The sequence below is a fragment of the Polyangiaceae bacterium genome (assembly GCA_020633205.1).
In the GTDB taxonomy this organism is placed as follows: Bacteria; Myxococcota_A; Polyangia; order Polyangiales; family Polyangiaceae; genus JAHBVY01.
Genome location: JACKEB010000001.1, coordinates 1 through 2,376 on the forward strand (window position 1 = coordinate 1; position 2,376 = coordinate 2,376).

3 protein-coding genes are annotated in these 2,376 nt (G+C 61.4%); 2 read left to right on the forward strand and 1 reads right to left on the reverse strand.

Annotated features, from left to right (window positions below):
* The first annotated feature begins 358 nt into the window (after nucleotides 1-358).
* Both H6718_00005 and H6718_00010 read left to right on the forward strand, forming a co-directional pair.
* Nucleotides 359-1,024 (forward strand): hypothetical protein, encoded by a 666-nt coding sequence (locus H6718_00005; protein ID MCB9583745.1) that lies wholly within the window; start codon nucleotides 359-361, stop codon nucleotides 1,022-1,024.
* A gap of 14 nt (nucleotides 1,025-1,038) precedes the next feature.
* A complete protein-coding gene (locus H6718_00010; GenBank protein ID MCB9583746.1) occupies nucleotides 1,039-1,539 on the forward strand; it encodes a hypothetical protein in 501 nt (166 codons plus the stop codon).
* A 199-nt stretch (nucleotides 1,540-1,738) separates the two neighbouring features.
* Here H6718_00010 and H6718_00015 read toward each other — a convergent pair whose 3' ends face one another.
* Entirely contained in the window at nucleotides 1,739-2,356 is a 618-nt protein-coding gene (locus H6718_00015) for a hypothetical protein (GenBank protein ID MCB9583747.1), read from the reverse strand.
* Between the last annotated feature and the right edge of the window lie 20 nt (nucleotides 2,357-2,376).

Consider the following 2,376-nt stretch of genomic DNA (forward strand, 5'->3'; position numbering starts at 1 on the left):
TCTAGTTACGTCTCGAAACCACTGACGAATTCACCCTAAAACAAGAGGGGAACGCGACGGTGCGGGACGGCATGGGACGCAACGAGACGGCCAGAAGAGACAACGGGGAGACAATCGTCCCGGACGCTGGGCCCCATTGTCGCCGGCCGCCTGGGCCGGCTCCCCTGGCAGCGCAATCTGTGATAGTTGCTGCCCCGTGCTGAGTCCATCTCTTCGTCGGCAGTGTCGGGATACCGTAGTCTGCGGGGCTACTTGGTTCCGTTGCGACAATCAGGCCGGGAGCCTGGAGGGCGACTGCGCCGGAGAAACGGGCGGATACAAGGCGTACGCTCCGGACCACGCCAATCAAGTGGGGTACGTGAAGCCCACCAAGCATCTCGGTGATCGGTGGCGAGGCATCGCCGCGCGAGAGAAGATCGCCTCGGATCTTGCGTTCGAAATGAAAGCTGCCGTGCCTCCCGTGGTCCTGACGGACCGGTCGGATGCGGAAGCTGGTGAGGAGGTCCACGCCTGTGTCTCGCTGCAATGTTATGAACACCAGTGGTCATGGGCAAGCTGCGCGTCGTTCTTGGCCAGATCCGACTCACCGGTAGGCGCAGCAATGGCTCGCACGGTGGGCGAAGACGTCGCCGCCGTTCTCGTCATGAACCATTGGGTTGGTCAGACCGAGCACAACGACCACCCCCACAATATCATCTGGGGATATGACGACCCCGTACAAGGCCCCTCGTCCTTCGTGTTCGTCGACTACGCCACGAGCCTGGGATTTGGTGGGGCATGGGAAGGCGGACGCGGCGAGCGCGTGGCGCGGGCTCCGTTTCCCGATCGTCTGCGCGCGCGCGTGACCCCTCACCAGTTGGATGCCGCTCTAGACCGGCTAGAGAGCCTCAGGCACGACGTAATCGAGGAGGTTTGCATGCGCCTACCGCCCGAATTTATGTGTGAGCATGAGCGTTTGGCAGTCCTGAGCACTTTGCTTGCCCGGCGTGCACTTGTTCGTGCGATCATCAAGGGGTACGACTGAGATCGGATATCAACATGCCCAGCCCACGATACCGACAAGCGGTGATTAGCTACTGCCCGAACCTCAGGGACCCGTTCGCCCCCTCGATACCGTTGTGCGTGCTGACGGTCGCGGAGGAGGGTCGCCGGGTTCATGCGGTCGCGGTCGGCTCTTCCGTCGCAGCGGCGCCAGTGGATCCGCTGACGAAGGAGATCCTCGGAGACGTCCCGGATTTCGTTTCGCGCCACCTCATTTCGTCAGCCGACCAACAGCACGGTATGAACGAGAGTCTTCGGGCCCTCGTCGAATCGTTGCGCAATAGCGTTCATGTGTCCGAAGTGACCGAAGAGTGCCCAGTTCCCAACGAGAACGACACACTCGAAGTGGTGTTGCATCGGCTCAGCGCCACGAAGCTACGCCAAGCCTTTGCGGCGACGTTGAAGAAGCTTGAGGATGTCGACTTGCGAGCCAGCGTGCAGCGCCAACTGAACGAACCCACCGCACACAAGGGATGGTCACACGCTGTGGCAGCGTAACGAGGACGGCGGTCATGCGGCTCGACGATGCATCGTACTGCGGCGTGTCCTGGCGGTTTTCGACTGCCGACCGACAGAGCGACCCGCCGTCGGCTCTTGTCTGTCATCCTCAGCATTCTCAAGCCTGACCGGCAGCGACCCTGAGAGGACGTAGTTGGCCGGTGGCCGGTGGCACGCTTTGGGCGTCGACTGCGCGTCGCTAGAGCTGACGGCCTTGCTCGACAAGCTTCAACGCGTGTTCGAAGGTGGCGGCGAATCGTCCGTGGTTGGATGGACGGTCTGCCAAGAGGAAGCTACCCCGAAAGCGTTCAAAGGACGCCTTTGAGGGGCGAATGAGCTGACGCAGCTGCTGCCGGTTCGAGCTGAGGTCGACGCCGGGGGCGCTGTTCTTGAAAGTGGTCAACAGGCGTTCCAGCCGCTGACGCTTTCCCTTCCCTTTGCAATTCTCCAGCACGTATCGCGCGTAGCTGACGAGCAGTAGCGCCTCGCAGTCCAATACGTTGTACTGCGGTGGTAGATGCTCCCAGGTCTCATCGAAGTCGCCCGTCGCTAGCAGTGTCCGGTAGAATTCTGTGAAGGCCGCATCGACCTGCCCGGCGGAAACCGTCGTAGATGGTGCAATCAAATACGTGAAGGGCGTTAGGTCCCGAATCCGGATCTCCACCGCCGCATTGAATCCGTGGCACGCAGCCATGACCACGATCAAATTGTTGTCGGACGCTTCTACGATGTCACGGCACGCTTTCGCGAGGTCAGGCCACGAGAGGTATTCGCCGCTCGGCAAGAGCCGGAGACCCAGCTTCCGCGTTCCATGCATGTCCAGGTGGACGATAGGAC